This is a genomic window from Brevibacillus parabrevis (assembly GCF_022701015.1).
Lineage (GTDB): Bacteria > Bacillota > Bacilli > Brevibacillales > Brevibacillaceae > Brevibacillus > Brevibacillus parabrevis.
Window position 1 is genome coordinate 3,263,745 of sequence record NZ_CP064090.1, and the last position, 22,120, is coordinate 3,285,864.

26 protein-coding genes are annotated in these 22,120 nt (G+C 50.2%); 15 read left to right on the top strand and 11 right to left on the bottom strand.

Annotated elements, in window-relative coordinates; all coding sequences use genetic code 11:
- Window positions 1-26 precede the first annotated feature (26 nt).
- On the top strand, window positions 27-917 hold the full coding sequence (locus IRJ17_RS15625; protein ID WP_122965130.1) for an NAD-dependent epimerase/dehydratase family protein: 891 nt from the start codon (window positions 27-29) through the stop codon (window positions 915-917).
- Window positions 918-999: 82 nt separating this feature from the next.
- Window positions 1,000-1,839 (top strand): M15 family metallopeptidase, encoded by an 840-nt coding sequence (locus IRJ17_RS15630; RefSeq protein WP_122965131.1) that lies wholly within the window; start codon window positions 1,000-1,002, stop codon window positions 1,837-1,839.
- Window positions 1,840-1,944: 105 nt separating this feature from the next.
- Here the strand turns inward: IRJ17_RS15630 and lepB are convergent, their stop codons facing one another.
- Window positions 1,945-2,505, bottom strand: a complete 561-nt coding sequence (lepB, locus tag IRJ17_RS15635) for a signal peptidase I (RefSeq protein WP_122965132.1) — start codon at window positions 2,503-2,505, stop codon at window positions 1,945-1,947.
- A 392-nt stretch (window positions 2,506-2,897) separates the two neighbouring features.
- Between lepB and IRJ17_RS15640 the strand changes: the two genes are divergently transcribed.
- The 4 genes from IRJ17_RS15640 (at window position 2,898) to IRJ17_RS15655 (ending at window position 5,600) form a co-directional block, all read left to right on the top strand.
- Window positions 2,898-3,326, top strand: coding sequence for a MarR family winged helix-turn-helix transcriptional regulator (locus IRJ17_RS15640; protein ID WP_122965133.1), 429 nt, complete (start codon window positions 2,898-2,900; stop codon window positions 3,324-3,326).
- A 74-nt stretch (window positions 3,327-3,400) separates the two neighbouring features.
- Entirely contained in the window at window positions 3,401-4,027 is a 627-nt protein-coding gene (locus IRJ17_RS15645) for a hypothetical protein (protein ID WP_122965134.1), read from the top strand.
- Window positions 4,028-4,157: 130 nt separating this feature from the next.
- Window positions 4,158-4,331, top strand: a complete 174-nt coding sequence (locus IRJ17_RS15650) for a hypothetical protein (protein WP_167470326.1) — start codon at window positions 4,158-4,160, stop codon at window positions 4,329-4,331.
- Window positions 4,332-4,487: 156 nt separating this feature from the next.
- Entirely contained in the window at window positions 4,488-5,600 is a 1,113-nt protein-coding gene (locus IRJ17_RS15655; protein ID WP_063229818.1) for an aminopeptidase, read from the top strand.
- A gap of 16 nt (window positions 5,601-5,616) precedes the next feature.
- Here IRJ17_RS15655 and IRJ17_RS15660 read toward each other — a convergent pair whose 3' ends face one another.
- Window positions 5,617-5,937: a hypothetical protein gene (locus tag IRJ17_RS15660; protein ID WP_122965135.1), complete on the bottom strand. Its 321-nt coding sequence runs from the start codon at window positions 5,935-5,937 to the stop codon at window positions 5,617-5,619.
- A 215-nt stretch (window positions 5,938-6,152) separates the two neighbouring features.
- On the opposite strand from IRJ17_RS15660, the gene IRJ17_RS15665 reads away from it, so the two are divergent.
- A complete protein-coding gene (locus IRJ17_RS15665; protein WP_242771078.1) occupies window positions 6,153-6,848 on the top strand; it encodes a hypothetical protein in 696 nt (231 codons plus the stop codon).
- A gap of 42 nt (window positions 6,849-6,890) precedes the next feature.
- Here IRJ17_RS15665 and IRJ17_RS15670 read toward each other — a convergent pair whose 3' ends face one another.
- From IRJ17_RS15670 to IRJ17_RS15685, 4 genes are all read right to left on the bottom strand, one after another.
- Entirely contained in the window at window positions 6,891-7,385 is a 495-nt protein-coding gene (locus IRJ17_RS15670) for a hypothetical protein (RefSeq protein ID WP_173598903.1), read from the bottom strand.
- 198 nt (window positions 7,386-7,583) lie between these two features.
- On the bottom strand, window positions 7,584-8,102 hold the full coding sequence (locus IRJ17_RS15675; RefSeq protein WP_173598902.1) for an isoprenylcysteine carboxyl methyltransferase family protein: 519 nt from the start codon (window positions 8,100-8,102) through the stop codon (window positions 7,584-7,586).
- Window positions 8,103-8,107: 5 nt separating this feature from the next.
- Complete coding sequence (locus tag IRJ17_RS15680; protein WP_122965137.1) at window positions 8,108-9,178, bottom strand: type III polyketide synthase; 1,071 nt, start codon at window positions 9,176-9,178, stop codon at window positions 8,108-8,110.
- Between the two features lie 248 nt (window positions 9,179-9,426).
- Entirely contained in the window at window positions 9,427-10,662 is a 1,236-nt protein-coding gene (locus IRJ17_RS15685; protein WP_173596467.1) for an MDR family MFS transporter, read from the bottom strand.
- 283 nt (window positions 10,663-10,945) lie between these two features.
- Here IRJ17_RS15685 and IRJ17_RS15690 point away from each other — a divergent pair, with 283 nt between their 5' ends.
- The 3 genes from IRJ17_RS15690 (at window position 10,946) to IRJ17_RS15700 (ending at window position 13,433) form a co-directional block, all read left to right on the top strand.
- The gene (locus IRJ17_RS15690) at window positions 10,946-11,590 is read left to right on the top strand and encodes a GGDEF domain-containing protein (RefSeq protein ID WP_122965139.1); all 645 of its coding nucleotides are present in this window, start codon (window positions 10,946-10,948) and stop codon (window positions 11,588-11,590) included.
- A gap of 213 nt (window positions 11,591-11,803) precedes the next feature.
- Complete coding sequence (locus IRJ17_RS15695) at window positions 11,804-12,421, top strand: DUF47 domain-containing protein (RefSeq protein WP_005836349.1); 618 nt, start codon at window positions 11,804-11,806, stop codon at window positions 12,419-12,421.
- A complete protein-coding gene (locus IRJ17_RS15700) occupies window positions 12,414-13,433 on the top strand; it encodes an inorganic phosphate transporter (protein WP_122965140.1) in 1,020 nt (339 codons plus the stop codon). Before IRJ17_RS15695 ends, IRJ17_RS15700 begins: the two co-directional genes overlap by 8 nt.
- A 67-nt stretch (window positions 13,434-13,500) precedes the next feature.
- Here the strand turns inward: IRJ17_RS15700 and IRJ17_RS15705 are convergent, their stop codons facing one another.
- From IRJ17_RS15705 to ligD, 3 genes are all read right to left on the bottom strand, one after another.
- A complete protein-coding gene (locus IRJ17_RS15705) occupies window positions 13,501-13,740 on the bottom strand; it encodes a hypothetical protein (protein WP_122965141.1) in 240 nt (79 codons plus the stop codon).
- 117 nt (window positions 13,741-13,857) lie between these two features.
- Complete coding sequence (gene lgt / locus IRJ17_RS15710) at window positions 13,858-14,655, bottom strand: prolipoprotein diacylglyceryl transferase (RefSeq protein ID WP_122965142.1); 798 nt, start codon at window positions 14,653-14,655, stop codon at window positions 13,858-13,860.
- A gap of 73 nt (window positions 14,656-14,728) precedes the next feature.
- Entirely contained in the window at window positions 14,729-15,631 is a 903-nt protein-coding gene (ligD, locus tag IRJ17_RS15715) for a non-homologous end-joining DNA ligase (protein ID WP_173596469.1), read from the bottom strand.
- A gap of 139 nt (window positions 15,632-15,770) precedes the next feature.
- On the opposite strand from ligD, the gene IRJ17_RS15720 reads away from it, so the two are divergent.
- Genes IRJ17_RS15720 through IRJ17_RS15735 form a run of 4 tightly spaced genes read left to right on the top strand, consistent with a single transcriptional unit; the run spans window position 15,771 to window position 20,138 of the window.
- Window positions 15,771-17,375 (top strand): spore germination protein, encoded by a 1,605-nt coding sequence (locus IRJ17_RS15720; protein ID WP_122965144.1) that lies wholly within the window; start codon window positions 15,771-15,773, stop codon window positions 17,373-17,375.
- Complete coding sequence (locus tag IRJ17_RS15725; protein ID WP_122965145.1) at window positions 17,372-18,538, top strand: Ger(x)C family spore germination protein; 1,167 nt, start codon at window positions 17,372-17,374, stop codon at window positions 18,536-18,538. The genes IRJ17_RS15720 and IRJ17_RS15725 overlap by 4 nt, the downstream gene beginning before the upstream one ends.
- Window positions 18,531-18,767, top strand: a complete 237-nt coding sequence (locus tag IRJ17_RS15730; protein ID WP_173596471.1) for a hypothetical protein — start codon at window positions 18,531-18,533, stop codon at window positions 18,765-18,767. Before IRJ17_RS15725 ends, IRJ17_RS15730 begins: the two co-directional genes overlap by 8 nt.
- A 12-nt stretch (window positions 18,768-18,779) precedes the next feature.
- Window positions 18,780-20,138, top strand: coding sequence for a GerAB/ArcD/ProY family transporter (locus IRJ17_RS15735; protein ID WP_217021394.1), 1,359 nt, complete (start codon window positions 18,780-18,782; stop codon window positions 20,136-20,138).
- Window positions 20,139-20,156: 18 nt separating this feature from the next.
- On the opposite strand, the gene IRJ17_RS15740 is transcribed toward IRJ17_RS15735, so the two are convergent.
- The gene (locus tag IRJ17_RS15740) at window positions 20,157-21,104 is read right to left on the bottom strand and encodes an ATP-dependent DNA ligase (protein WP_173598901.1); all 948 of its coding nucleotides are present in this window, start codon (window positions 21,102-21,104) and stop codon (window positions 20,157-20,159) included.
- Window positions 21,105-21,533: 429 nt separating this feature from the next.
- On the opposite strand from IRJ17_RS15740, the gene IRJ17_RS15745 reads away from it, so the two are divergent.
- A complete protein-coding gene (locus tag IRJ17_RS15745; RefSeq protein WP_122965149.1) occupies window positions 21,534-21,863 on the top strand; it encodes a DUF1904 family protein in 330 nt (109 codons plus the stop codon).
- Window positions 21,864-21,931: 68 nt separating this feature from the next.
- On the opposite strand, the gene IRJ17_RS15750 is transcribed toward IRJ17_RS15745, so the two are convergent.
- Complete coding sequence (locus IRJ17_RS15750; RefSeq protein WP_167470327.1) at window positions 21,932-22,102, bottom strand: hypothetical protein; 171 nt, start codon at window positions 22,100-22,102, stop codon at window positions 21,932-21,934.
- Between the last annotated feature and the right edge of the window lie 18 nt (window positions 22,103-22,120).

Consider the following 22,120-nt stretch of genomic DNA (forward strand, 5'->3'; position numbering starts at 1 on the left):
CGCATGAGCGAAAGGTGGAAGCGACATTGAAAAAAGTATTGGTACTCGGGGGAACCCGCTTTTTTGGCAAGCGTCTTGTGCATCTGCTGATTGAATCGGGAGCAGATGTGACTGTGGCGACGAGAGGCTTGACCGAGGTAGACTTGCCGCCGCAGGTGAAGCGGCTTGTAGTTGACCGCGACGATAAAGCTTCGCTGGCAATCGCGGGGGAAGAGCAGTGGGATATCGTGTACGACAACATTTGTTATTCCTATCAAAATGCGCTGGACGCATGTGAAGTTTTTCGCGGCAAGGTCGGCAAATACGTGTTGACCTCTACCTTGTCCGTCTATGATTATGCGGAGCAGGCGCTGAAAGAGGAAGAGTTTGATCCGTATACGTATCCGCTGCGCCCGGGAACTCGCGAGGGCGTCAGCTATCAGGAAGGCAAGCGCCAGGCCGAAGCGGTATTTTTCCAGACGGATGCCTTTCCTGTTGTCGCCGTGCGTTTTCCGATCGTGCTTGCGGAAGAGGACTACACGCGCCGACTGCATTTTCACGTTGAACATGTCCACGAGGAACAGCCGATCGGGCTGGAAAATCCGCAAGCGACCATGTGCTTTATTCACGCTGGCGAAGCCGCGAGATTTTTGCAATGGGCGGGAACGGGTTCTGTGACAGGGCCAGTCAATGCCAACTCGCACGGCACGGTGACGCTGCAAGCTTTGCTCGACAACATTGCGCAAGCCGTGGGGAAACCGGCGCGCATTCAGCCAGAAACCGCTCCTTCCGACCAGTCGCCTTTTGGATTTCCCCATTCCTTTTTCATGGACAACAGCAAGGCAGCTGCCGCAGGATTTGCCTTTTTGACCCTCGAATCTTGGCTGCCAGCGCTTATTCAGACGATTGCAAAAGAAACAATGCATGCAAAAGCGTGACAATCCGTCCTTTTTTTTCGTCTAACTCCATGGTAAGGTAAAGCAGAACATATGTGTCTGTATGGAACCAGGAGGACAGGTCATGAACAAGAATCGCACCAATGGTCTTGCCATCGTCGCCGCATTATCCGTAGCGCTGCTCAGTGGATGTGAGGCACCATCGCTGGATGGATTGCTCTCGACAAACAATCCGTCCCAGCCAGCAGGGAATACAGCGACAACGGCAGATGGTACACAAACAAACACAGCGGAGCCAACCGCGGGAGATTCCTCTCGCAGCAAATGGGCATCACTGGCGGAGACAATCCAGGACGTCAATGGAGTCCCGACGGTTACGAACCCGACTGATCTCGCCGTTGTCGTAAACAAGAAGCGGGCCTTGCCTGCTGACTATATTCCACCTGATCTGGTGGAGCCGAACGTCCCGTTTCCTTTTGATGAAAAAGTGGAAAAACGCATGATGCGCCAAGAAGCCGCCCAGGCGCTGGAGGAACTGTTTGCAGCTGCCAAGCAGGATGGCATCGAGCTGTACGCGGTTTCCGGCTATCGTTCGTACAAGACGCAAAAATCGTTGTACGAGACGTATGTACAGACACAAGGAGCGGAGCACGCCGCGGCGTACAGCGCTGTGCCGGGAAAAAGCGAGCATCAGACAGGGCTTGCGATGGACGTCTCTGGCGCCGATGTGAAAACGAGGCTGGAGGAATCGTTTGGAGAAATGCCGGAAGGGAAATGGCTGGCCGAGCATTGTGGTGAGTACGGCTTCGTCATCCGCTATTTAAAAGGCAAGGAAGACACGACAGGATACGCCTATGAGCCATGGCATTTGCGCTATGTAGGAAAAGACATGGCAAAAGACATCATGGCAGCGGGCCTGACGCTGGAAGATTACTTGTCTGCAAAGGCAACGGCTCAAAAGTAACCACCCCCCTTTCAGCGAAAATGTCTCGCCGCTTTCACAGAAAAAAGCCGCTCTACAAGGAGCGGCTTTTCCTATTCCTGCATATGCTTGTGAGACAGCAGGTCGTTATTTCGGCAGGCGGATATCCGTCAGCGGCCAATAGACGGCCTCTGCACGACCTACTACGTGGTCAAGCTTGACGGGGCCGATGACGCGGCTGTCCATGCTGTTGTTGCGATTGTCTCCCATCACGAACACACTACCTTCCGGGATCGTAATCGGAGCGAAGTCTTCCGTCAACACCACTCCGGCAGCTGATGCTTGCAGCTTGTTGTTGGTCAAATACTCTTCGCTGAGCGGTTGCCCGTTGATGTACACCTGATCGTTTTTGGCCTCGACGGTATCTCCGGCTACGGCAATGACACGTTTGATCCAGTTATCGCCGCTCGCATCCGGATGGATGATGACGATATCGCCTGGCTTAGGCTCCTTGAGATAATAGATCGCCTTGTTGACGATGACACGTTCACGGTCGTGCAGTGTGCTCTCCATCGAGCGTCCTTGAACGACGTAGGGAGCCATGACAAACACGTAGATGAAGGCAGTCAAACCACCAATCAAGGCAAACGATTTTAACCAGTCGAGCAATTCTGTTTTCCATTTCGCTGAGCTTTTGGCTTGTTCCATCGACTTGATCTCCTATGTACATGGTTTCTTGGCAACGGATTGCCGTGGACAAAAGGGCGTCCAGTAGACGAGACTGCTCCTTTATTATACATGCAATACGAATGGATACGAAATAAGATTCAAGGAAATAAATGCCTGCTTGCCAGGAGAAAAGTTGCTGTCACGATTTTGCCATCTTCGCCTATTGTCAGTTTTTCCTGTTTGAGGTAAGATGATGTTGCAGATAAGTTTTACAGTAAAAATATTAAATAGTAAACACTTTGTCTCGGCTCATACATATCTTTCGCGGAAAGAAATAATTTTGGAAGGTCTATTGATCTTCATGTACTTTGCCTATATAGTTTTATAGTAAAAGTACTTATATTATTTACTTTCTGAAAATAGGTGATGTTGTGAGCGACATGTCCCGCGCCAGTAAAATCGAGGAACTGGATCGAGCATTTGTCGAGATGGCCCGCTTCTTTATCAGCCATTGGCTGGAAGAGGAAGGGTTGATTAGTCCCAAGCAGTTTATCTTGCTACGCGTGCTTCATCAAAAAGGGCGAAGTACGGTTTCTGAACTGGCGACCATACTCAAGCAGTCCAACAGTGCAACCACGATTGCTCTCAATCGGCTGGTGAAAGTCGGTTACATCGATCGGGTTCGTGACGAGCTGGATCGAAGAGTCGTCTGGGTGACGCTGTCGCAAAAAGCGATTCCGATGCTGGAAGGACTTTTGTGCCAGAGAAGGGCACTGGTTGCGAAACTGCTAGAAAACCTGAGCGATGAAGAAGTCGAGCAATTCACGTACTTCTTGCGCAAAATGAAGCAATGCATGTAGCACTGTCAAGCGGGTAGCAGGTCAGGGGCATTTCGGGAGACAATGTGTGTACTAGGAGAATGGAGTGTACACATATGAGAAAAAGCAGCACACTGATGATGGGTACTTTGGTTTTGGGAGCAGCATTGTTTGCACAAGGAGCTTGTGCCGAGGAAGCTTCCGTGAATACAACAGAAGCTTCTACTACGACTGCGGCACCAGCAGCTGAAACAACAGCGGCACCAACTACGACAGCACCAGTGGTTAACCAAACGCAAGCAGGAGCACCTGTTCAAGGCGCATGGGTTAAGCTTCCAGGTGAAGATGAGTATGTATTTGTGAGCGGAACATTCGTTCCTTCGGCAAACTCCGCATCCGGTTGGGTACTCATGCCGAACGAAGATCAATTTGTTGCGACAAACAATTACCAAATCGTGCAATCGCCTAACAGCGGCTGGGCTTTCATGCCAGTAGAAGACCAGTTCGTTACAAAAAACAGCTTCCAAGTCGTGCAAGCACCAAACTCCGGCTGGGCTGCGCTGCCGAATGAAGATCAATTCGTCATTCTCGGTGACAAAACACCAGTATTCTCTCCTTCAGCTGGCTGGGCTGCTGCTCCAAAAGAAGATGAGAGTGTTACAATCGGACGCAACGCAACACAAGATATCACAAACAGAACTGGCTGGAGCCCAATGGTTCCTGCATCTGACAGCGACAAGTAAATCACTCGATAAAAAGACGCTTCGCCTACTTGGGCAAGGCGTCTTTTCTCATCTTTTTCCCGCGATGGCTAAATCAGGCGGGGCTCGCGCACACTATACCGATGAAAAAAGCGGAAGGAGCAGATGAAAGATGAGAGAAGAACGCAAGCAAGCACCGAGCGGGCAAATCACGCAGGCAGGGAACATGGACGCAACGCTGTATCAGGTGGACGAAGAGGACGCAGAGGGATTGGCGACTACGCAAGAATTGCTGAGCGACATTTACAAAATGGGGACGATCGAGGACAGAGGCACAGCGCAATAATAAGGAAGAGTGATGACAGCAACAAGCCAGCATGCTCGGTAGACGAAGGCTGGCTTGTTGTTGTGTGTATTTGATAAAATAAATTTTATTGACTTGTCGAGATTTATCAGCAAAAATACAATTGGAATCAGAAAATTTAAAAAGGGTGTGTCACGCATGAGAGACTCTCGCTTGGAGCAATTGGCCTACAACTTGGTTAACTATTCCGTTCGTGTACAACCAGGAGAAAATGTCCTGATCAATGCCAAAGGAAAAACGCCTGAACTGGTAGCGGCCCTGGTTCGTGAGATTTACAAGGCAGGAGGCAGCCCGCACGTTCAGCTGATCGATCCGGCTGTCAGCCGTGAGATCGCCATGAATTGCAACGAAGAGCAATTAAAAGCAATGGCGGCACACGAAGTAGCTCTGATGGAAAAAATGCAAGGCTACATCGGCATCCGCGCAGCCGACAACATCAACGAAATGGCAGATGTGCCGGGCGACAAGCTGGGCATGTACTCCCGCCTGTACGAGCTGCCGGTGATGAACGTTCGCGTACCAAAGACAAAATGGGTCGTGCTTCGCTATCCGAACCCGTCTATGGCCCAATTGGCGAACATGTCTACGGCTGCATTTGAAGACTTTTACTTCCAGGTGTGCAATCTGGACTACGCAAAAATGGACAAGGCGATGGACAGCCTCGTTGACTTGATGAACCGGACAGATGAAGTTCGTCTGGTAGGACCGGAAACAGACCTGACTTTCTCCATCAAAGACATCCCTGCGGTCAAATGTGCAGGACTGCGCAACATTCCTGACGGCGAAGTGTATACGGCTCCGGTGAAAAACTCGGTGAACGGAACCATTACCCACAATGCGCCTACACCGTACCACGGCTTCACTTTTGAAAATGTTCGCCTGACCTTCCGGGATGGCAAAATCGTGGAAGCAACCGCAAACGACAGCCAAAGACTGAACGAAATTCTCGATACAGACGAAGGCGCTCGTTATATCGGCGAGTTTGCCATCGGGGTCAATCCTTTCATTCGCAATCCGATGAAAGACATCTTGTTTGACGAAAAAATCGACGGAAGCTTCCACTTCACGCCAGGGCAATGTTACGACGAGGCGTACAACGGAAACAAGTCTTCTGTACACTGGGACATGGTTTCCATCCAACGCCCGGAATGGGGCGGGGGAGAAATCTGGTTTGATGGCGTCCTGATCCGTAAAGATGGCCGATTCGTCATCCCGGAACTGGAGTGCCTCAATCCGGAGAACTTGAAGTAAGCCTGGACGCTATCTTTTACTTGTCATATTGGCGCAATCTCTCTTGCGCCAACTGCATGTCCATCTCAAGCTGGAAGAGCATGTGCAGATTGCTGGTAGGCATGATCGTGCGCCGGGCCGAATGATAGAGAGTAGGCTTTAGCGATTTGATAATCGTCATGATCTCCACCATGGGCGGGATGACTTGCTTGATTCGGAGCAGGCTCTGCAAGTAACGGAGAAACTTTTGGATGCTGGCAGCGTCATCCTGATTGGGCAAAGTCTCAATCAAGGTACAGAAGTCGCGAACAATCATTCGTTTTGTGTCCAGAGGCTCCACTATATTAGTACGATTCACGATGGCTCCACCTCTCGGGTATGGGTAACGTTTTTCTTTTCTATTCCTCGATTTGCCCATAAGTAAACATGAAAATAGGAAAAAAGTCTGTAGAATTGAAAAATAGAAAGTTCATTATAACCAATAAAAATAAGTAATCACACACAAAATGTTTGACTGATTGATGGGGCCAAGTAAACTAACGGGCAGGTTTGAGAAAGAGTCTTGTTAAGCGAGTGGACGAAATAGCGGAACTGCGGCTCAACTCATTCCTTGCACAATATAACAGAAAGAGCAGGAGGGAAACTTCTCTGCTCTTTATTCATTTTACTTACCCACTGGACAACATTTTGTATGAATGTAACCATTTGTTTTTGGCGAGTATCACCTACAAAAGGCGAAAAAGTGATTTCAATGAAGGCAAGGAACAAAATCTAGTATTCGACATAAATAGACTTTATTTTCAGTATACATACGAAACTGTATATGGTAAATTATGGATTGAATCGAAAGGTGGAGGGATTGTGGTGGTCAAAAAGCTAAATAATCCCAAAGTTCGCATCGTTTTCATGTTTGCCCTTTCATTAATGCTGACGATTGGTTCTGTAATAGCTTCGGCGAAAGATTATAAGCTTACTATGCCTCCAACTGAACATTCTGTCATTGGAGATTTTGTGTTTATTTTTAAAGGTGATAGCGTTTACTATGAATGGAAAAATAGTGGGAGTACGCATGGTGTAGGTTTTGGAGTTTATTACTTTGATGGTCAATCTAGCACACTGATAGCAAATAAAACTGCTGGATCTGGTAACGGTGGTGCTTGGGATTCTTTCACAGCACCTTATACGGGTAATTACTTTTTAAAAGCAAACTGCGGTGGCGAAGGACAAACTGGATGTAAAGGGTCAGGATTTATTCGATATGAACTTTAAAAAAAGGCACTCGGGTTAAACATGACTCGAGCGCCTTTTTTGCTACTCAAGAGAATTTGCTACTTTTAATAAATCATCCATTTTTTCGCTCTTACCATTTTTTGCAATTCCTATTTCGTAAAATAAATTATTTTTCTTGAAACGAATAAAATCAGCCATGTAATTATCTGCATGAAGATACTCAGCTTTGGTACCATCCACCAAGGTGATCATTTCCGGTTGGATTTTTAGAGGATTATTGCTTTGTACATAAATGGATATAGAGAGTAGCTCATTTGTTTGAGTGTTGTAGTAATCAACCGTTAATCGCTGAAGAAGTTCATTAAAACGACCACCTGTATGCGTGGGGGTAAAAGGAATGGACTGAGGGAGTAAAATGTCTTTGTGATAAGTTTTTTCAAATTGCGATACAGATACTTTAAGCGGAGCAACATTTCCTAATGGTTTATTGGGATCAACGTCTAATGGGTCTTTCGGAGCAATGGGCTGAAGAATGCTTAGACTTAAAATAAGGGTCAACACTTTACCGATGAACATAAGTTCAATGATCCTCCTTTAATCTTTGAAATATACATTCTTGCGTCATGGTGTCTATTTAGCCCCAGTGCCAGCGTAGCTGACATAATCGGCATACGAACAGAGTGTTGTGCGGCTTGATTTTGTTCGCATACTCACCATTTGCGGAATTTTACACATGGTAATTCCGCTTATCCCTCTTTTCGAATATCTGCATGGTTATTTTTCACTTTCATAAACGACCTTTTCTTCCAGCGGTATTCTTACGCGCAACAGCAGCCAGGCGTTTAATATCGTGAAGACAATGGCTGTGGTCACGGCAGAAAACGTCAGCGGCAGGGTGATCAGCTCAACTGCGACTACGAGGTAGTTCGGATGGCGCATGACACGGTAAGGGCCTCGCCGGATCGGCTGTTCACCCGGTATGACGAGGATTCGCGTGTTCCAGCGTTTGCCCAGACTGCGTATGCACCAGTAGCGCAGCACCTGAGCGGCCAAGAACAAGCCGAAACTATACGCCCACCAAGCGGGAAGGGCAGCGGCCGGATTCGTGGAGGCGACTTCGGCTATGAGACTTGCGAAAAACAGCACATGGAAAAGCACGATGTACTTGTAATGTCCGGCTCCAATCTCCACGCCGCCGATGGAGCGAACGTAGCGGGCGTTGCGCGCGGCGAGCAGCAGTTCGCCCATGCGTTGCAGACCGACAGCAGCGATCACCAACCAAAAGAACAGCATCTCATCTACCTCGCTTCCAGCAGGAGCAGTTCGGAGCTGAACCCAGGCCCAAGCGCAGCTACCAAGCCGCGATCGCCGCGGTTCCACGGCTGCTCCATGCTTTTTTCCAGAACAAACAGCACAGTCGGGGATGACATGTTGCCAAAATGGCTCAGCACCTCCTCGGAGTGGCGGGTTGCAGCAGCGTCGATGCCAAGGGAGGATTGATAGGCGTCGATCACTTTTGCACCGCCTGGGTGAAAAATAAAATGGCGCAAGTGCTCCACTGTCGTTTGATGCGGCGTCAGGAAACGGTCGACATTTTCGCGCATGTACGTCTGAATCAGCGTGGGAATGTCGCGGGAAAAGATCACCTTCAGCCCCGGCTCGGTCAGCTCCCAGCCCATGACGTCAAGGGTGTCCGGCCACGTTGTCGTGCGAGCGTCGCAAAACTGTATGCTCGGTGCAGAAGCGCCTTTTGAGACAGGGACGCTGTCGCCGCTAACCACGACAGCGGCTGCTCCATCACCGAACAGGCAAGTGGCAACGAGGTTGCTTTTGGACAAATCTTGCCGGATAAAGGTCAGCCCGCACAGCTCCACGCTGATGAGCAGCACTCTGCGCCGAGGATAGGCGCCTGTGTATTCGCAGGAACGGGACAAGCCCATCGCTCCTCCGGCACAGCCCAATCCCCACAGGGGAATCCTGGTAATGTCGGAGCGCAGCCCCAGGCTGTTGACCAAGCGCGAATCGATGCTGGGCGTAGAAATCCCTGTGCTCGATACGAATACGAGGCAATCGATATCGGTCGGTTCCAGCCCGGCTTTTTGCAAGCATTTTCGTGCTGCTTCAAGCGACAAAGCTTCTGCATGCTGGATGTACAGCTGATTTTTTTCCGCGAAAGGCCGATCGTCGGAAAACCAATCCATTGGCATGCAAAAATGCCGTTTCTGGATGTTGCTATGGGCAAATACGTGCAGCAGCCGATCGATATCAGGAAAAGCATCCTGGAAAAAATGCCGGGCCAGCTGCATGGAATCTTCCTGGGTAATCTCATGAGGGGGAACGGCTGTCGAAACCGCATCGATACGGGGCATACGTTTTTCTCACTCCCGTTTGTCAGTTTGTGGCAATACAAATAGGCTTCCCCTTCCAATTGATCCCAATTCATCGTTTTCGAAACGATGCAGCCGATAGCATTTGCCAGAAACGAAACGAGGAACGCTGGTCTGTTTTCGCAATCATAATTCACCTGAACACACAACTGGGCAAAGGAAAAAGCCAGCATGCTGACGAGTGGCACCCCGCCTTCCGCATCTGGCTTTTTGCGTAATCAGATTCGATGCTATTGGGATAGCGACTGCCCGCTTTCCGCATGCTCGGCAAGCGTCGCTTTTTTGACAAAACGGTATTGAAAAAGTCCGCCGATGAACAGGAGCAGTCCGAGAATCGAGAACCAGAACGCACCGCCGATTCCTCTGAAAGCGACGGCTCCGACAGAAGGGCCGATCGTTCCGGTAATCCCCCAGTTTGCCCCGAAGATGGCGAAGTAACGGCCGCGGTACTCCTCGGGGGCCATCACAGAAATCGCTTTCTGAATTTGCGGCCCGTACAGCATCTCGCCGATGGTGAACAAAATTTCCGCGAGCACGAGGATGAGGAAGCCAGGTGCCCAGCCATAGCCAAACCCGACACAGGCCAAAAACAGGTAAGCCACGAGAATGACCCGATGCGCAGGGAAGCGCTCCGCGAACTTGGCAATCGCGATTTGGCAACAGACGACCAGCACGCCATTGATCGTCATCAGGGTGGCAAAGACATTGAGAAAGTCCGTGTACTGTGTCCGCAAATGCTGAGGCAAAATGATTTCTACCTGAGAGTACAGAAGCGAGACAGGGATGGCGGCAAGCGTCATCCAGAAGAGCGTCGGATGCTCGGAAAGCTTGAGGCGAGGGCCTTGAGCGGTTTTGGCGGACTGTTTCGCCTGCGCTCTGATGTGATCTGGCAGTGTCTCAGGAATCTTCAAGAAGATGAGCAGACTGTAGACGAACAGCGTACAGGAACAGAGGCCAAAGGCGATGGCCGGATTGATTTTGTAAATGGCGACGCCGATGAGCGGGCCAGCCGCAGCGCCGAGATTGAGGGCTGTGTGCAAAAGGGCGAAAACTTCGCTGCGCTTTTCCTCAGGGACGACATCCGTAATTTGCGCGCTGGCAGCAGGCCAAAACAGCGAAGCGCCGACTCCGTTCAGGACGGTCAGGGCGGCAAACGTAAAAATCGACTCGGCCCAGATGTATCCAGCCATCGAGATCGCTTCGATCAGCAAAGCGGCGATCATCAGCGGCTTTCGGCCGTAGCGGTCAGAGAGACTTCCGGCGAAATAACCGGAGACGATGCTCGTCAACGGCTGCAGACTGGTGACCATAGCAGCCACGAGCAGATTCCCGTCCATCTTGTCATACAGATAGAAGGCGAGGAATGGGCGAAGCATAAAGCCTGCAAAAGTCGTAAGAATGGTCCCGATGACACGAATCCAGATGGTGGTGTCGTAGCGGGCAAGAATGTGATGAAACCAGGCCATGCAATTCATTCCCCCTGATCGATCAAGTTTATTTTGTAAGTATAGCGTACCCGTTAAGCGAAAAAAAAGAGGGTTGAGATAAATGGGAAAATTCCGACAAAACAAGTATAATTCACTTAATTCAGATAGATGAACATGAGATTTAGCAGATTGGTTCTTGAACAGTGACATAAACATAGGTAAAATATTCCTAACAATAAGGACAAAGGACCCATTTCCGATTGTTTCGGTGGGTCTTATGTAATGTATTGCTACATTGGATGGACCGGAGGTGGAGTGTGCCTTGGACTCACGCTGGATTGGCATGGGTGTGTCCTGTCTGATTATCATGATTTGGCTCTTTGTATGTGGGTTGCCTACCGAACTGTCGACGGTGTCATTCGTCGCCTTGGCCGCTATGATCCAGATCGCAGCTGGGTACAGGTTGGGAACATACGTAAATCGTCTGCGCCAAATGGCCTATCACGACTCGCTTACAGGCGTGTTGGTCAATCGCAGGTTTTTGGACAAGTTGATCCGCGAGATCAAGCTGGCGAAAATCCAGCAATATCCCGTTACGCTCTTATTCATCGATTTGGATAACTTTAAAAAATTCAATGATTGCCATGGTCATATGGAAGGGGATCGGTTGCTCTGCCAGTTCGCTGCGATTTTGCAAGCGAGTGTCCGCAGCCAGGACACGGTCGGGCGCTGGGGCGGCGAAGAGTTTGTCGTATTGCTGAAGCATGCGGATACACAGCAAGCGCTGGCAATCGGCGAGCGGATTCAAAACCAGGTCAGACAATCGCTGTCCGGCGTAACGGCAAGCATCGGCGTCGCTTCCTACCCGCATCATGCTGCAACAGCTGAGGAGTTGACACATAAGGCAGACACGTTGATGTACGAGGCCAAAAAACAGAAAGATTGCATGATCGTGGCCACTCATTAAAGATAAAAAAACAATAGATGGCAAGACTAACACCTGTATCCTTTTTGGGGAGACAGGTGTTTTTATGAGCAATTGTAAAGGAGGTTTACAAAAACTTAATATTATTTTAAAGAAAAATCTACACACTTGCCCTTGAATTTAAATTTACGTCAACAATAACTTTCGATATAATCGTTTAGGTGTGATTTATCCAAAGGAGTGAAGAAGGACCGTATGTTGAAATCTAACAAGTATATCTTCTTTGATCTGTTTGAACAGCAGATTGCCACGGTGCACAAAGGGACTCATCTTTTTTATGAAATGATAGGCAACTATCAGGATGTAGAAGCCAAGGTTAAGGCAATCAAAGCTGTTGAAAAAGAAGGGGATGAAATCGTTCGCCGAATCATGAACGAGTTGAATTCTACCTTTATCACTCCACTTGAGCGGGAAGACATTCACCAGCTCGCTCATACAATGGACTCGATGATCGATTACATTGACGGGGTTGCCGATCGCATGTACCTCTATCAGGTTCGCCAGCCAGAGCCTCGCGTTTTGGCGCAAGCAAACATCTTGGTGAAATGCTCCGCGAAGCTGATCGAACTCATCCGCACCTTGCGCAAGCTCGATCATCAAGTCGTCTCGAAAATTGCTAGAGAAATCAAAGACCTGGAGCACGAATCCGACTCGAATTACCGCAAAATGGTGTCCGATCTGCTGAACTCGCCAGATGCGAATCCGATCGAAGCAATCAAGCTCAAGGAAATTTACGACAAGCTGGAAGACTGTGCCGATTTTGCCGAGGACGTTTCGAACCTGGTGGAAGGGATCGTGTTAAAGAATGCTTGATCTTTCGCCAGAGGTGATCATTCTCGTTCTTGTCGTCATCATGGCGCTTAGCTTTGACTTCATCAACGGTTTTCACGACACGGCCAACGCTATTGCAACCTCTGTATCGACCCGAGCTTTGAGCCCGCGTACAGCGATTGTGATCGCCTCGCTATTCAACCTGCTCGGCGCCTTGACGTATACGGGTGTAGCGAAGACGATCGGGGGAAAAATTACGGACCCGTTCAAGCTGGAAAATGGACTGGTTGTCGTTTTGGCCGCTTTGACAGCAGCGATCTTGTGGAATTTGATCACTTGGTGGTTCGGTATCCCAAGCTCGTCCTCGCATGCCATCATCGGTGGCGTTGCTGGTGCTGCGGTTGGCGCATCCGGCTTTGGCTCCATCAACATGGAAGGCTTCATTGAGATCGTCAAAGCATTGATCATTTCGCCAATCGTCGCTTTTGTTATCGGTTTTATTGTGATCAAAATCGTATCTGCTCTCGTGGCAAATACGGCCTATCATAAAACAAATCGCAGCTTCCGAATGCTGCAAGTCTTGTCCGCTTCCTGGCAGTCATTCAGCCACGGAGCCAACGATGCCCAGAAAACAATGGGTGTCATTACACTGGCATTGCTTTCTGGCGGCTTCCTCGTGCAGGAGCCGGGCGAGTTTACCATTCCGTTGTGGGTGAAGCTGTCTGCTGCGCTTGCCATGGCTTTGGGAACATCTTTTGGCGGCTGGCGGATCATCAAGACGATGGGTGGTAAGATTATGAAAATCAAGCCAATCAGTGGCTTTTCCGCCGACCTGTCTTCTGCCTTGATTATCACAATCTTTACTACTTTGAAACTGCCTGTCAGTACGACGCACGTAATCACTTCCTCCATTTTGGGGGTAGGGGCGTCACAAAAGCTGAACGCAGTGAAATGGGGCTTGGCTGGCCGAATCATCGTTACCTGGATCATTACGCTTCCGGTGACGGGTCTTCTCGCAGCTGCCTGTTACGTTGTCTTGGACGTTTTCCTGTAAAGGGAACGATACATGTCAAAAAAGACACCTTTTTACGAAGCGATTTCGTAGCGAGGTGTCTTTTTGCTTATCCAGCCCCGGTCAACCGCTCCCACAAGCTGGCTTTCGGCTTGATTTGCACGAGCCGCACAGCCGAAAAAGGGATGTAGTCGAGCGAGCCGTCCCGTTCCTCGATCAAGATGCCGTTCACGCTGTAATCGTACAGCTTTCCGTCCACATACGAGGCAAGCCCGGGTCCAACCTTGTCCGGTGAAAAATGGATGCGGACGGGCCGATCCAAATACTCTTCCAATAGATTGTCATCCATCTGAAAACCCCTCCTGTTCTCTTAGTTATTTCCTGCATTGCGACAATTCAGACGAGGGAGACGAAAAAAACCACTCTGCCAGCGAGGCGAGAGTGGTTTTTGCAATTGGTTTGATTGCTATTCCATTGAATTTTGAGAAGGTCTGGACTGCTTGCTTTTGCGAGCGAAGACCAGCATCAGGATGGCGCCGAGAGCGATCAGGCTCAGACTGACCAGCTGGGCGACCCGGAGCGTGTCGGCAATCAGCAGGCTGTCTGTGCGCATTCCTTCAATGAAGAAGCGTCCGATTGAATAAAGGATCATGTAGCTGAACAGCACTTGACCATCGAATTTTTTCAAACGGTAGAGCAGCAGCATCAAAATGCCGAAGACGACAAGATTCCACAGCGATTCATACAAAAAGGTCGGGTGATAATACTGTCCGCCGATAAACATCTGATCGCGGATAAATGCCGGAAATTTCGCCATGAACTCAGCAGAGACCGTCTCTCCGTGTGCTTCCTGGTTGATGAAATTTCCCCAGCGGCCGATAGCTTGCCCCAGAATGACACTGGGCATGAAAATATCAGCCAGGCGAAGGAAGGGCAGATTGTGCTTGCGAATGTAGTACGTCCCCGCCAGAACTCCCCCGATCAGCCCGCCATGGATGGCGAGTCCGCCTTTCCAGACGGCGAAAATATCCATCAGGTTGTCTTTGTACTGCGCCCACTCAAATACAACATAATACAGACGGGCGCACACAATCGCTGCCGGGATGATCAGAACGACCATGTTCAGGACGTGGTCAGGATCGATGCCGGAACGTTTGGAATTGTGCCTCGCGAGGTATGTCCCGAGAAAGAAAGCCAATCCCATAATAATGCCATACCAGTGAATTTTAAGGGGTCCGAGCGATATTGCGATCGGATCAATCATGAAAATGCCTCCTTGCCTGAAAACGTCTGTGCACAGTATAGCACATCTGGGCGGCATGATTCCAACTAGAAGACTAGCGAGCGTGCAAAAAGTCAAGGATGGGATCGAGGGATGCTGGCTTGTCCGGTTGGGAGACGGCGGAAAAGAGATCCCCCAGCTCGCGTAGCCGCTCCGGGACGGTGTGCACGGTGTAAGCGGAGGGATGAGCCTGCGGCAGCTCTTCCCAGCGCAGCGGAGCAGAGACGGTCGCAAGTTTTTTTGCCCGTGTGGAATAAGGCGCAGGAAGTGTCTTGCCCCGCCAATGCTGGAGGTAGTCGATGTACAGCTTGGTGCCGCGGTTTTTGACCATGCGCTCGATAGTCAAAAAAGCGGGATGCTTGCTGACGAGATAGGAAGCGATAAAGTGCCCGACCTGTCTCGTTTGTTCAAACGCATAGCGGCGTTCAATCGGAACGTACACTTGCAGGCCGCTTGCACCGGACGTCTTGACGTAAGCGGGCAGCTTCAGCTCATCGAGCAGTTCTTTTAATAGAAGAGCTGACTCAATCACCACCGAGAAGTCGTCTGTGGATGGATCGAGATCAAACACCAGCTCTGTCGGTGTTTCGTCGGCAGCCAGGTGAAAGGAAACATGCCACTCCAAAGCGGCCTGATTCGCCATCCAGAGCAGCGTGGCTTCATCGTTGCATAGCACATAGCGAACGTTTTCCCACGTATGAGTCTTGATCCAGTCAGGCGCATAGTCCGGGATGTTTTTTTGATAAAAATGCTTGTCGTGAATCCCGTGCGGGTAGCGGATCACGGTGAGCAGCCGATCATGGGCGTAGCGGAGCATGTAGGGAGCAACGGTCAGCAAGTAACGCAAGTAATCGAGCTTGGTCACGTTTGCTTCCGGCCAGAGCGGTTTTTCAGGGTTGCTGATGCTGATTGTACGTTCGGCGATGGTCAGCTCGTATTCTTTGGTTGCATAAGCCACGGCGGCACCTTCCTTTGGACGGCAGATGTGCTCCTACTTTCTCCTGATGGTCGATCGGCTATGCAAGCAGCAGGCGCACTGCATATCTTTCCAGCAAATCACCCATAATACGGTTAGCTTTCCAGTGGCTGGTGATGAGATGGAGTTCAAGAAAAAGAGCAAGACAAAAGAATTGTTGGAGACGATTGACACTTGCAGCTTGCTTGAGCTGGAAGGCATTCCGCTTTTTCCAAGCCTTGACGACAACATCGAAGTGCTGGAAAAGCTTTTTTCCGACTGCTCGGACTTTGTCATACGGGAGTTCCGGCAAAGGAACAGCGAGCGCGCGGCAGCGATCTTTGTTGACGGACTGATTGACACCAAAGAAGTGAACCAGGCGCTGCAATCTCTGATGGTGCTCGAAGACGGGGATGAGGATATTCGCGTTATCGAGGAACGGCTACTGCCTGTTTCACAAATTGACAGGGTCAGCGACTACAAAGAGCTTTTGCAGGCGGTACTGTCTGGAGATACAGGAATTTTGGTCGATGGAAATGTGGAAGCGCTCACGCTCGGCATCCGCGGGGCAGAAAAGCGATCGGTCAACGAGCCGGAGGGGGAAGCGGTCGTCCGTGGACCTCGCGAGGGCTTTATTGAAAACATCCGCACAAATACGTCGATGCTTCGCCGCAAGTTGCGCACGCCCAGATTGAAAATGAAATCGTTGGTAGTGGGCCGCGAGACAAACACGAACATCGTGGTGGCTTTTTTGGAAGGAATCGCAGACCCGCAAGTCGTGGATGAAGTTTCCCGGCGAATCAGCAATATCGACATAGATGCGGTTTTGGAGAGTGGCTATATCGAGGAGCTGATCCAGGACAACGTGTACTCGCCTTTTCCGCAGCTGATGTACTCGGAGCGGCCGGATACGGTAGCGGCTTCGCTGCTGGAGGGACGGGTCGCGATTTTTGTGGACGGCACGCCGATGGTCTTGCTCGCCCCGGCTACGTTCTGGATGATGCTGCAAGCGAGCGAGGATTACTTCGAGCGCTTCCAGATGACGACGCTGCTTCGCTGGCTGCGCTATTTGTTTATGGTGATTGCGCTCGTGACTCCTGCCTTGTACGTGGCGATTACGACCTACCACCAGCAAATGCTGCCGACCACGCTCTTGCTTAGCGTAGCCGCTGCGCGCGAAGCGATTCCTTTTCCGGCGATTGTCGAGGCGCTCATCATGGAGATCGCTTTCGAAGCATTGCGCGAAGCGGGGATTCGCCTCCCGAAAACGGTCGGGCAGGCCGTGAGTATTTTGGGCGCGCTGGTAGTTGGGCAAGCTGCCGTACAGGCGGGGATTGTTTCGGCGCCGATGGTGATTGTCGTTTCGCTTACGGGGATCGCGTCTTTTACGATTCCGCATTTCAATGTAGCGATTTCGCTGCGCATGCTTCGGTTTCCGCTGATGATCGCAGCCTCGATTCTCGGCATCTACGGGATTTTGGTGGGTGTCTTGCTGATTTTGGGTCATATGGCCAACCTGCGTTCGTTTGGAGTGCCTTATTTGTCTCCGCTTGCGCCTATGTCGATTGGAGACATGAAAGACGTCCTGGTACGAGTGCCCTGGTCATTCATGGAAAAACGCCCCAGCTTTCTAGGAATCCAAAATGCGCGAAAGATGAACGCGGGTTTTTCCAATAAAGTCCAGCAAAGAGGAGGGCAGGCAGGGACTACGAGCGGCGGGAAATCTGACGGGGAGGGAAAAGCGTGAGACGTCTTACTCCGATAGTCGTGTTGCTTTTATGTCTCTTGCCTGTGGCAGGCTGCTGGGATCGGCGTGAAGTCAACGACATGGCACTCGTGATTGCGATGGCTATGGACAAGGAGCCAAACGGGCAATACCGCTTGTCCGTCCAGGTGCCGCTTGTCAGCAGTCTCGGCTCGACGTCGGGGGGAGGCGGCGGGACGAGCGGTGACAAGTCTTACTATGTTGATTCCGCTGTGGGCAAGACGATCCGGGAAGCGAACAATATTATTCAGTCGCGGATGTCGCGTCAACTGTACTACTCCCACCATCGCATGATTGTCATCGGAGAACAGCTCGCCAAGGAGGGAATGAGCGACGTATTGGATATCGTAGCGCGATTTCCCGAGAATCGTTTAACGGCCTATTTGGTCATGACCAAAGGAAAAGGGATTGAGCTGTTGAACGCCCAGCCGCAGTTTGAGCGCTTTTCGGGAGAGGCGATGCGTGAACTGGTCAAGATGGAGGCGATTGCCGTATCGCTCAAGGATGTAGCCCAGATGCTGACGACACCGGGGGTCGATGCCTTTCTGCCCATCATTGATGCTGTTGATTCTCATCCGAAGGGCAAGTCAAAAGAAGTGGAGTTTATGGGGATTGGCTTGTTTCGCGGGGACAAGCTTGTTTATATGGCAAAATCTCAGGCGATCAAAGGTCTTCGCTGGTTCCAACGAACGTTCACCCCTTTTTCGGTGGTCGTTTCCCTGAATGACAAAGAGCGGCTGACGGTCTACTTTTCCAAAGGGAAAGCGGACTTGAAGCCTGTCATTAAAAAAGGGCGCATTCATTACGATATTACGGTTTTTGCGACGAGTGTCGTGGTTGAAAACATGACGAGTCTTGATCTGGATCAGAAAAAAAATATTGCCTTAATCGAGAACAAGCTAAAAAAAGAAGTCGAGGTCAGCGTCAAGGACACGTTGAATTTGATGCAAAAGTATCGGACGGACACGATCGGACTCGGGATCATTTTAGCCAGACAGTTCCCGAAAGAATGGCGGGATACGTATCGAAAAAACTGGAATGATCACCTGCCGGACATAACGTTCCAAATCCACAGCAAAGTCGTCGTGCAAGACGTTGGGCAAACGACCAAAAACATAACGAAGGAAGAAGGCGGACGTGAATAGACTGTTCCTGCTTTTGTTTGGGCTGATGCTAGTTTGTTCCTTTTGGGATTTTATACTGAAGCGCAAGCATATGGAGAGAAAACAGCAAATCGTCATCTACTCCCTCTACGCGCTTTCCGTCATCGGGATATACGCTGTGCAATATCAGCACGACAAAATGCTCTCGACCGGATTTTTTCTGAACATCTTCACGCCTCAGGTGAAAACATGGATCGAACATATGTTGTAGAGGAGGGAGAGCATGATACATAAGCAAGTCGTCAATCACCGGCAAATTGCCTGGTTGGTCGGCAGTTTGTTGATGACAGGGATGATGATCAGCTTTTTGCGGACAGTCGTGCAGGTCGCCAAAATGGATGCATGGTTCTCGCAAATTCTCCCAGCCTGCTACGCTTTGTTGGTAGCGTATGTCTTGTCGGAGCTGGTGCGCGCCTACCCCGGCAAAAATTTGTTTGAGATAGTGTTCATCATCTGCGGCAAATGGATCGGTGGATTCATCAATCTGTTGATCCTCTTTTACATTTGGATCATTCTCGCTCTCGATATAAAAGGCGCCGCGGACTTTTTGCACGTCTCCCTGCTGCCGCAGACGCCTTTGGAAATCATTCTGCTCGTGTTCGTTTTGCTGTTGATGTATTACGGCAAGACGAGTCTGGAAGTGGCAGCGCGGGTAAACGAGATTTACTTTCCCGCCTACTTTATCATGTGCCTGATGCTGTACTTTCTTTTAATGAACGAGTACAGCATCGAGCGGCTGGAACCGATCCTCAGTACGACTCTCGAACGGATTGCAGTGAGCAATCTGCTCCCGCTCGGCGTCTATGGGGATATATTGCTATTCGGGGCGTTCTTGCATGCCAGCAGCGAGCCAAGGCTTCTGTTTGCGGCGATGAAGCACGGGATCATGATTGTGTGCTTCACGACGACGATCATGATCTTGATTTTGCTTGGAGTGATGGGATACGTCATCGCGAGCAGGCTTAATTTTCCGATCTATATTCTCGTCCAGCAAATTCATCTGACCGATTTTCTTGACCGGGTGGAAATGATTTTGTTCAGCCTGTGGTTCCCGGCGTTCAGCATTAAAGTAATCGTCGCGTATTTGGCTTTTCTCGTAGGGGTTGGATCGTTTGGCGGACAGCTGCATTACAATACGTACAATGCGCCGTGCGGCTGTTTTCTGGTTGTGTCAACCTTGCTTGCTTTTCCGAAGGTCGCTGATATCGACCAGTTTATCAGCTACAGCTTTCCTTTCATCGTCATCTTGTTTCAGGTGCCGTTGCTTCTGTTTTTGTTTATCGTCGCCCGCAGGAAAAAGCGGGAGGAAGGCCAGACCTTGATCCCCAGAGGAACGAAGCTGCATCGATTTTACCGCATGATGGTGTGGGGAGGAGCGATCAGCTTCGCAGGCTGTATTCTGACGATCTTGCTTGGAGACATGCTCAGCGACAAATCTCCCGCAGCGGGAATTGCCACCGCGATCGCCTACATTATTTTCATGGTCATTGCGCTCCTTGCCAGTTACGGAGAAATGCAGGCCCTTAATCACGGGAAACAAAGGCTGGGCCGTCCCAAACAACAAGGAAACTTTCGGCAGTAGCAGGCGGGGAGTCGGCGATCAATTGATTTGCTTCCACGTACAGTCAGCCAAACTGCCATCGACAAACGCCTGAATACTCGGCTGGCGCATCGTCAATCCGGAGGTCCATTCCATGAACTGGACTTTGGCGATCAGCTCCGGTTTTAGCCAGAGAGTGTCTTTTTTTCGTTCCGGTTGATTGGCAAAAGGCATGCTGTCTAGGAGCAGCGGTTTGATCCGTTCGGTCAGGTCGCGCCAATCGCGCTGGGTCAGCTTCCCGGTGCCTGCATGACCGATGTACACAAGTCTTCCGGCGTCGTCAAACAAGCCAAGCAGGACGGCATTCACGACGCCATCGCGCAGCGTGACACCGCCGATTGCGGCATACAGATCGTGAAAAATCTTGAGTTTTTGCCAACGCGCATCTTTTCCGCTCGGGAGGTAGGTGCTCGTCAAGTCTTTGCAGACGATTCCTTCCATGTGATGCTGCTTCATCACATCGTACAAGCTGTGCGGGTCACTGACATTTTGTACGATCTGCACATTTGGCTCGGGAAGCATGATCTGCGCTAGAATCTCTTGTCTCTCGCCGAGCGGTTTGTCGGTTACCCAGCTGCCATTCCAATACAGGACGTCAAACACCATGTAGGTGACGGGAGTTTGCTCGATGGCGAGCTGGATGCTCAGTTCCTTGCGCAGGCTGTCTCTTTTCATGATTTCGTGGAAAGACGGTTTTTGGCTGTCAAAAGCGATCATCTCTCCGTCGAGAATGACAGATGAGGCGGAACAGTAGCGTTCGAGCCGGGCAAATTCGGGGTATTGCCTCGTGCGATCATTCTTTTTGCGATTGATGAGCTGTGTCTTGTTGCCGTCGTGGTAGGTGAGCATTCTGACCCCGTCCCACTTCACCTGGGCAATCCAGTTGCTTCCGGCTGGTATCGTTTCGGTTTGGATCGGTTCAAAAGGGGTGATCGGTTCAAGTGGCATAGGGCCTCCGTAATTGCTTTGCTTGAAGTTCCGCTGGAGCGGTCGCTCGTATTCGTACAGTCCCACGATTGTTTGCGGTCTATGCAAAGAGTCTTGAACAGCAGTTGTGATCGAATTTTACGAAACTTCTTAGTTGATTAAGTATTGAATATAAGGTATACTAGAGAAAATTTCATATGAATCGACATTCATATGAAGAGAGTATGAACAAGTATGGATGGGCTATATCCGCCGGATGGCTTGAAACCTCCTAATCGTGGTACGTCCACCACAGTGCGTAAGGGGAGAGTCGTTCTTTGGATATAGCCCTTTTTTTCATTGATCTAGAAATAGACTGTAGTTTATAATTACTATGGTAATGATTTTGAGGAACAGCCTGGACTTGCTGGAAGCTGGCGAGCCGCATGTTTACGGAAAGAAGGAATTGACTTGCCATTTCTTCGGTTTAAAGGTTTTGAAAAAGCAAAGCTGCAATCGGTTGCGCCCCTTATTATAGAAGAGTTTGCCCGCATCGCTGAAGTGAGCGAGGAAAAAGTCAAGCTGGAGCTTCTGCTGGTCGAGCAGTTGACGAACAGCCCGTTGTCTCTGGAAATCATGATGTTCCCGCGAGAACAGAACAAGCACGATGAGATTGCCAGCACGATGAATCGCATCTTGCAGAAGCAAGGCTTCGAGAACGTCCATCTCTTTTTTATCCTGCTGTCGCCTGAGCTGTACTATAAGGAAGGGTTGCCGCTACAGGTCAAGGCTTCCCGCTGAATCCGGCAGGCAAAAAAGGTCGAAATCCCATGACGAGGGATTCCGACCTTTTTTATGTCATACGTGCTCTAATAATAGAGGCTTTCTGTTTGCAAGCATTTGGAGCAGGTGCGCGCCAGCGATGTTTCGACGAACTCGTGCGCGCATTCTTTTTGCAAATGGAACAGTTGGCGTCTCAGACTTTCCAAATCCACCTCCAGGCGAGCGATTTCAGCGCGCAAACGCAAGGCTTCATTCAATGTCTTGCCACCTCCAGG

Bases quoted from the DNA above. Each gene is read 5' to 3' on its own strand.
- IRJ17_RS15705 (WP_122965141.1), bottom strand. From the start codon at position 13,740: ATGGATGACAATCTATTGGAAGAGTATTTGGATCGGCCCGTCCGCATC.
- IRJ17_RS15685 (WP_173596467.1), bottom strand. From the start codon at position 10,662: ATGGCCTGGTTTCATCACATTCTTGCCCGCTACGACACCACCATCTGG.
- IRJ17_RS15695 (WP_005836349.1), top strand. From the start codon at position 11,804: ATGTTGAAATCTAACAAGTATATCTTCTTTGATCTGTTTGAACAGCAG.
- lepB (WP_122965132.1), bottom strand. From the start codon at position 2,505: ATGGAACAAGCCAAAAGCTCAGCGAAATGGAAAACAGAATTGCTCGAC.
- IRJ17_RS15675 (WP_173598902.1), bottom strand. From the start codon at position 8,102: ATGCTGTTCTTTTGGTTGGTGATCGCTGCTGTCGGTCTGCAACGCATG.
- IRJ17_RS15650 (WP_167470326.1), top strand. From the start codon at position 4,158: ATGAGAGAAGAACGCAAGCAAGCACCGAGCGGGCAAATCACGCAGGCA.
- IRJ17_RS15740 (WP_173598901.1), bottom strand. From the start codon at position 21,104: ATGCCACTTGAACCGATCACCCCTTTTGAACCGATCCAAACCGAAACG.
- IRJ17_RS15735 (WP_217021394.1), top strand. From the start codon at position 18,780: ATGATACATAAGCAAGTCGTCAATCACCGGCAAATTGCCTGGTTGGTC.
- IRJ17_RS15630 (WP_122965131.1), top strand. From the start codon at position 1,000: ATGAACAAGAATCGCACCAATGGTCTTGCCATCGTCGCCGCATTATCC.
- IRJ17_RS15720 (WP_122965144.1), top strand. From the start codon at position 15,771: ATGGAGTTCAAGAAAAAGAGCAAGACAAAAGAATTGTTGGAGACGATT.
- IRJ17_RS15645 (WP_122965134.1), top strand. From the start codon at position 3,401: ATGAGAAAAAGCAGCACACTGATGATGGGTACTTTGGTTTTGGGAGCA.
- IRJ17_RS15670 (WP_173598903.1), bottom strand. From the start codon at position 7,385: ATGTTCATCGGTAAAGTGTTGACCCTTATTTTAAGTCTAAGCATTCTT.
- IRJ17_RS15655 (WP_063229818.1), top strand. From the start codon at position 4,488: ATGAGAGACTCTCGCTTGGAGCAATTGGCCTACAACTTGGTTAACTAT.
- lgt (WP_122965142.1), bottom strand. From the start codon at position 14,655: ATGATTGATCCGATCGCAATATCGCTCGGACCCCTTAAAATTCACTGG.
- IRJ17_RS15700 (WP_122965140.1), top strand. From the start codon at position 12,414: ATGCTTGATCTTTCGCCAGAGGTGATCATTCTCGTTCTTGTCGTCATC.
- IRJ17_RS15680 (WP_122965137.1), bottom strand. From the start codon at position 9,178: ATGCCCCGTATCGATGCGGTTTCGACAGCCGTTCCCCCTCATGAGATT.